The organism is Oscillospiraceae bacterium, assembly GCA_034925865.1.
In the GTDB taxonomy this organism is placed as follows: Bacteria; Bacillota; Clostridia; order Oscillospirales; family SIG627; genus SIG704.
This window is the reverse complement of sequence record JAYFRN010000019.1, coordinates 23,650-30,255: the sequence shown is the minus strand read 5'-3', so window position 1 is coordinate 30,255 and position 6,606 is coordinate 23,650. Positions and strand designations below refer to the sequence as shown.

Here is a 6,606-nt window from a genome sequence, read left to right as displayed (position 1 = left end):
GTTGTCTCCGGGCGAATAATCCTCATAACCGGGATCGGTCGCGAGGGCGACACCGTTGCGAAGAATATCAAAGCTGTTGTTGTCCGGGTGATTATGACCCATTGCGGATTTGCTGCAGGAGAACACGAAAAGCGTGTCGCCGGCGTTCCAGCCGGTTCTCATCGCGCCCCAGCCCGCGCCTTTGATATTCACCGACTGCAGATCCTGCCCGGGGACGGCGGAAACCGGATCGTTTATGCCGTAAATAAGTCCCTCAAGCGAGGCGGAATATACCTTTGAACGTTTTAGAAAATATCCGGCAAGCGGATTCTTGGTGATCTTATTAATTATGGATGCTGTTACAAAGAAGCCCGCGCTGGTGCTGCCGTCACTTATTACCGGATAGGTACCGTTGGAACTGTCTCCGGCTGCGACGAGCCATTTGAACAGGAATTCGTTGAGATATTCATGGTCGATGATGCTTGTGTCGCCCGTGACGCGATGAATAATATCGACCGCGGTCATCATGGATTCAATGGTCAGACATGTATACATCGTACCTTCATGGGATTCGGTGCTTACTCTTCTGTCAAGGAATACCTTAAAATATTCCAGAGCCTTTACGACGGCGGTGTTTGCTTCCGGGTATTCGCCGAGTAAAAGACATCCCGCCTCCGCCATGGATGAAGTTATGACCATCTGAACGTTATGATCTGTTTGCAGATTCCAGATTTTTAATTGATTAAGAATTGAATACTTATATATAGCCTCTTTAATGGCGCTGCGTTCTTCGTCGGTGAAATAATCGTAGAGCAGGTCATACGCGGTGCATACGCCCATTGTGATATATCCGCTGTCCAGGCATGCGAGCCCGTTTTCATATGACGGGTCCGACCAGCTTGTCCATTCGGTAAGCCACATACAGTAATCGGTGGCAAGACGCGCGTATTTTTCGTCTCCGGTGAGGAAATATGCCATCGCGGTATATTCAATCCTGGCTCTTATCTGACCGCCCAGAGCGGTCCAATACGGATACTGACCGGAATTGCCGTATTCTGGCGGATTTGCGCGCGGCCCCGGCTGCTTCAGCGGAAGCTCATATGTGACATCGTATCCACCGTAATAGCTGCAGGTGAAGGAGTTTTCCTTGAGATATGCGTCCGCGTTCGAAATAATGTATGAGCATACTGATTGGTTGGTGGTGTTTGCGTAATTGGGCGTCTTGTCGTCCTTCTTCGCTTTTACGGAATCGGCTTCCGCGGCGGTAAAGAACAGGCGGGGATATCCCGTAACGAGCTGTTCCATTTTTTTGTCCGTTTCCGGAAGATCCTCAGACGGCTTCTTGCCGAGAGAGACGCGTACATTGTCATAATTTGCCGTTCCGGCGTTTGACATGTTTTGATAAAGTAAAACTGTCATATATTCCGCGCCATCCACGGCGGGAACTGTTGTGGTCACCGTAGACCATTCGTAACCTGAAAATGATACGATTTCAACGGGTGTGAGGCGGTTGCCGCCCTTCCAGAACTCGACATAAAACTGTGCGCCGCCTTCAGAAATAAGCGCATCAACCGAAACGGTATAATACGTTCCGGGTGTGACCGGAATACTTTTTGATCGAAGTCCCGGCCCGTTATCCGTAGAGCTGTCAACGGAGCAATACGATTTTTTCCCGTCGCTGGCAGTCTCGGATGAGACATAGCTTTGAGCGGTGGAGCTGTCGATGGAAGACCATCCGTTTCCGGGCAGTTTGCCGTCTTCATAATCCTCGAAGGAATCAAAAAAGATATATTCGGTTTTCTCTTCGGCGTAAACACCGGGAGACGCGGCCGCACACAGCCCAGTCAGCATAAGCGCGGAAAGGACAATTGCCATTATTCTTTTCATAAATACCTCATAAAACTTATATAACTATCAGTATAACATAAAACCGCCGCTGTTTCAAGGAGGCGGCAAATATTTATTAACTCGGCATTGTTGAAATGTCAATGATAGGTGACATTTCAACAAAAGTGAAAAGCGAAAAAAGATTTTTCGGTATTGTGTATTCACATTGGACGTGATATAATATAATATCTATAACCTATAGTATTATAAGGGGATAAATACCTTGATATCAGACAACACTCAAAAAATCAAACTCGGCGTCATATTCGGAGGGGCATCCACCGAATACGAAATATCCTGTGCCTCATGCGCGTCAATGCTTGACAATACGGACATACAAAAATATGATATATATAAAATCGGAATATTAAAAGACGGCAGATGGTTCATGTACACCGGTCCGAATGAAAAAATTATAGATCTGAGCTGGGAAAAGGATACCGCAAATCTTGTTCCGGCGATCCTCAGCCCTTGCAGTGCGCATCACGGAATTATGACGCTTAATAAAGCGGAAAAAAAATATGAAATATTAAAGCTTGACTGCGTTTTTCCTGTTCTGCACGGAGCGAACGGAGAAGACGGTGTAATGCAGGGACTTTTGAAGCTTTCCGGCATTCCGTTTGTCGGAAGCCGGACGCGCGGCGCCGCGATTACAATGGATAAAGCTGTTACAAAGTCTATTACTGAAAAATACGGAATACGCCAGGCAAAATGGTTTTCTTTTAAATGCTCTGAATTCAGGCAATGCAGTGATGAAATCATGGATAAGCTCGAAAAAGAATTTTCATATCCTGTTTTTGTAAAGCCATGCAACGCCGGCTCTTCAGTCGGTGTTACAAAAGTAAAATCAAAATCGGCTTTTCCCGATGCTGTTTCCGCTGCCGCAGCAGTTGATGACAAGGTCATTGTAGAGGAATCCGTTAAAGGACGTGAAATCGAGGTCGCCGTCCTTGAAACACATGAAAAAGGAAAACAAAAAATAATTGTGTCGCGCTGCGGCGAAATAATTCCCAACAACGAATTTTACGATTATGAGGCAAAATATATATCCAACGGTTCAAAGCTGATCATTCCCGCTTCACTTGACAAGAATGTGGAAGAAAACGCGCGCGATACCGCAAAACGCATATTTAACCTGACGGATTGTGCCGGGCTTGCGAGAGTTGATTTTTTTGCGGATGAAAACGGCGTTATATTCAACGAAATAAACGCGATACCGGGCTTCACAAAAATAAGTATGTATCCCAAGCTGTTTGAAAATGCGGGGATAGAGTATAAAAAACTGATAGACATGCTGATCGCGGAAGCTGTTTACAGCGCGCGGTCAGACGAATAAGCGTTTATGGATAACAGGCCTATTGGCGTGTTCGATTCCGGATTCGGAGGGCTTTCTGCCGTCAGAGAGCTTGTCAAGCTGATGCCGGAGGAGGATATTATATATTTCGGTGATACGGCGAGAGTGCCATACGGTACACGTTCACGCGAGACATTGTTAAAATACGCACGGCAGGACGCCGCATTCCTTATGACTCACGATGTGAAGCTGATCGTTGTCGCCTGCGGAACCGTATCAAGCATCGCATTTTCCGCGCTTGAGGCTTCTTTGCCAATTCCGGTAATCGGCGTCGTTAAGCCCGCCGCAGAAGAAGCCGTGAATGTAACGAATAATAAAAAAATAGCCGTATGGGGCACCTCCGCGACAATTAAAAGCGCCAGTTTTGTAAAGGCTCTTGGCCTTTACAGCGGCGTAGAGGTGTGCCAGGTTGCCTGTCCCCTGCTCGTGCCGCTTGTCGAAAACGGATACATAAAACAGGATTCGGAGATTACGCGTCTAGCAATCAGGGAATATCTCATGCCTGTGAAGGATTTCGGAGCGGATACCCTGATTCTGGGATGCACTCATTTTCCGCTCATATCTCCTCTTATCGAAGACGAATGGCACGGGACACAGATTAACAGCGGCAGACAGGTCGCAAAGGAAGCGAAGATAATACTCGATGAAAAGGGGCTGCGTTCTTCCGCGCCCGGCGGACATCTGACGATTTGTTCGAGTGACGATATGGAAGTGTTTCGTCCGCAGGCGGAAATATTCCTTTACGGATATAAAAGCCATGATATAGCCGATACCGACGGATCACTTCCCGTCATCGACTACTGCAATAGAATTATTGATATTGAGGATTATTGAATCCGATGAAAAAGAAAGTTTCCATACGGATAAGCGGCACACAGCATTATTCACACGCGCTGTCCGAACGCATATCAGCCGAAGAAATCGCCAAATCAATAGGAACCGACGCTCTGTATAAAGACGGAGAAATCATAATAACCGCAGAAGACGCCGATGATACCTTTAAAAAAATATTAGCCAGTATTGCCGAGCGAGAAAACAGCGAAAGCATGACGACGGAGCTTTTTACCGACGGAACTCTTTCAGAAAACGATACCGGAATAACCATCGCTTATGACGAAACCGATGTCACAGGCATGGCCGGATCACATACCATGCTGCATATAACCGGAGATACAGTCACGCTTTCCAGATACGGAAAGGTGAATACGCACATGGCATTTGAACGCGGGAAGCGGTTTATCTGCGCTTATCCTCTCGGGGACGGTAAGTTTGACGAAGCGGCTTATTTATCAGGAATTGCGCCGATTACGCATTTTCCTACCGTATGCGTAACAACCAAGGCGCTTGAAAACAACATAGGCGCGGAGGGCGGAAATATGCTTATTGATTACCTCGTCGAAATCGGAGGGAACACCGCCGAACACAACGAATACCATATCACAGTACGGCCTGTTTGACAGTTATAAACGGCATTTAAATAAGTCTTGTTTTATATGGGAGAAAAGCCCGTATACCAGAGTCTATTCACTGAGCGGCAATTATTTAAATGCCAATTAATAATATAGTTTAATAAAAAGAGAAGCTCATATACCAGAGCCTTTTCTCTTTAGCGGTAAATCCTACAACGAAAAAGAAAATATAATTCAGGATAAAACATGAGAAAATTTCCGTTAAAACTGCCTCTTGTTCTCGACGGAGCGACAGGTACCCATTTGTTTGAATTAGGTTTAAAGCTCGGAGAATGTCCGGAAAGCTGGATTCTTAAAAGCGCCGATAATTCCGAAGCCGTGATTGCTCTGCAGACGGAGTATTACAAAGCGGGCTCGGATATAGTGCTGGCTCCGACATTCGGAGCGAACCCGTTTGTGCTGAAGAGATATTCGCTTGATAAAGAATGCGAAGAAATGAACAAGCGGCTGACAGCCCTTACAGTTGAGGCGCGGGAGCGTTATTATAAGTGCTGCGGAAGAGATAAAAAGGTATATATCGCGGGCGACATATCTCCGTCGGGCAGGTTTTTATTACCATATGGAGAGACTGGCTTTGATGAGCTTGTATCGAGTTTTACGCGTCAGGCAATTGCTCTTGATGAAGCCGGAGCAGATTTATTCGTAATAGAGACACAGGTTTCTCTTTCGGAGGCGCGTGCCGCGCTTTACGCTGTGAAGAGCATTACGGAAAAGCCCGTTTTTGTAACTGTAACAATAGACGAAAACGGCGCCACATTAAGCGGAGAACCTTCGGAGGCATGCCTTATTTCGCTTTCGTCGGCAGGAGCTGACGCGTTCGGAATTAACTGCTCACGCGGAGCGGATGAAATGCTTCCGTATATAAAAAGGCTTTGCGAGACACGGGCGGAGGGATATCCGCTTATAGCCAAGCCGAACGGCGGACTGCCGAATGCGTCAAATATAAAGCAAAGCGAAACGGGAGAGGATTTTTGCTGCTCCGCCGCGAACTTGTATACCGCAGGAGCCGCAATAGTCGGAGGCTGCTGCGGAACTGGTCCGGAGCATATAGCCTTGCTTTCAAAAAAGATTAAATCGTTGAAAGAAACGATGACGCATTCCGATTCGTTTAAAACGCTTGCTTCAAACGCCGGGATCATATATGATATAAGTAAAATGCCGCTGAGTCCTGAGATTGTATGCGGAATTGACTTAGGCGACATAGCCGCGGAATATGACGGCTGCGTCGCGCTTATCCGGATAAACTCGGAAAATGATGCGGACGAGCTTGTTGAGGCTCTGCCATTTCTGACAGGTCCGGTAATGTTTATTTCGGACAGCTTCATAGCGTTAAAACGGGCGTTTGCGGTATATCCGGGACGCGCCGCGCTGAGCGGCGGCTCTAATATTACAGAAAGTGAAAGAGAACGGTTGATCGCGGAATTTTCGCCGGCTGTAACGGACGGGGAAAACGGAATATGAAAACGATAGCGAGTTTTACCGTAGATCATGACAAGTTAAAGCCAGGTCTGTATCTGTCGAGGCGAGACAGAAACACATATACGCTCGATATAAGACTGGTAAAGCCAAATACATGCGCGATTGCACCCGGTGCTCTTCATACGATAGAACATCTCGCGGCGACTTTCCTCAGAAACAGCTCAATATCGGACAGCGTCGTATATTTCGGGCCGATGGGTTGTCTTACCGGATGTTATCTTGTGCTATTTGATGATGTCAGTGAAGATAAAGCCGCAAAAGCGGTCGAAGAAGCGTTTGGCTTCGTCGCCGGATATGAAGGAATGATACCCGGCGCTTCTTCCTCAAAGGAATGCGGAAATTGGAAGCTTCATGATCTTCCCGGCGCGAAAGCTGTCGCAAGCGAATATTTAAAGTCGCTTTGCGGAAAAGTTATGACGTATTAATAAAGAGTTAATG

At 46.8% G+C, this 6,606-nt stretch carries 6 protein-coding genes; 5 read left to right on the top strand and 1 reads right to left on the bottom strand.

The features are described from left to right. A partial coding sequence (locus VB118_07860; protein MEA4832518.1) for a heparinase II/III family protein occupies nt 1–1,866 on the bottom strand: 1,866 nt, incomplete at its 3' end. A 223-nt stretch (nt 1,867–2,089) separates the two neighbouring features. Between VB118_07860 and VB118_07855 the strand changes: the two genes are divergently transcribed. From VB118_07855 to VB118_07835, 5 genes are all read left to right on the top strand, one after another. Beyond that, nucleotides 2,090–3,202, top strand: coding sequence for a D-alanine--D-alanine ligase family protein (locus VB118_07855; GenBank protein MEA4832517.1), 1,113 nt, complete (start codon nt 2,090–2,092; stop codon nt 3,200–3,202). A gap of 6 nt (nt 3,203–3,208) precedes the next feature. Then, nucleotides 3,209–4,054: a glutamate racemase gene (murI, locus tag VB118_07850; protein ID MEA4832516.1), complete on the top strand. Its 846-nt coding sequence runs from the start codon at nt 3,209–3,211 to the stop codon at nt 4,052–4,054. Nucleotides 4,055–4,059: 5 nt separating this feature from the next. Then, nucleotides 4,060–4,677, top strand: a complete 618-nt coding sequence (locus VB118_07845) for a DUF1934 domain-containing protein (GenBank protein MEA4832515.1) — start codon at nt 4,060–4,062, stop codon at nt 4,675–4,677. Between the two features lie 198 nt (nt 4,678–4,875). Then, a complete protein-coding gene (locus VB118_07840; GenBank protein ID MEA4832514.1) occupies nt 4,876–6,150 on the top strand; it encodes a homocysteine S-methyltransferase family protein in 1,275 nt (424 codons plus the stop codon). Continuing rightward, a complete protein-coding gene (locus tag VB118_07835) occupies nt 6,147–6,593 on the top strand; it encodes an S-ribosylhomocysteine lyase (GenBank protein MEA4832513.1) in 447 nt (148 codons plus the stop codon). Before VB118_07840 ends, VB118_07835 begins: the two co-directional genes overlap by 4 nt. Nucleotides 6,594–6,606: the final 13 nt, after the last annotated feature.